The organism is Oleiphilus sp. HI0079, from assembly GCF_001635105.1.
The window spans coordinates 1-391 of sequence record NZ_LWFT01000445.1; the positions used below are offsets into that span (position 1 = coordinate 1).

Below are 391 nucleotides of genomic sequence, written 5' to 3' on the forward strand. Positions count from 1 at the left end.
CAGTGTTTGCAGTTGCGCTAAAAGAGGTTTGGTCTGCAGAGCAAACTGCGTTAACTCCTCGCTTGGTACTGGTTTCGCATGAGGTAGTTTTACCCGGACAGGGTTTTTGTGTACGCCGTTAACGCGAAATTCGTAATGCAGGTGAGGGCCAGAGGCGAGTCCTGTGCTACCAACATAGCCGATAACTTGCCCTTGCTTAACGCGTTTTCCTGTTTTTACGTTTCGCGCAAATTTAGTCATGTGAGCGTATAGCGTCGTGATTTTCTGGCCGTGCTGCAATATCACTGCATTGCCATAACCACCTTTGCGGCCCGCAAATACGACTTTTCCATCACCTGTTGCTTTAATTGGTGTGCCTCGTGATGCCGCATAGTCAGTGCCTTTGTGGGCG

Annotated in this window: 1 protein-coding gene; it reads right to left on the reverse strand. The window is 49.6% G+C overall.

Annotation, left to right across the window (positions count from 1 at the left end):
- A partial coding sequence (locus tag A3750_RS05860) for a M23 family metallopeptidase (RefSeq protein ID WP_156498440.1) occupies positions 1 to 391 on the reverse strand: 391 nt, incomplete at both ends.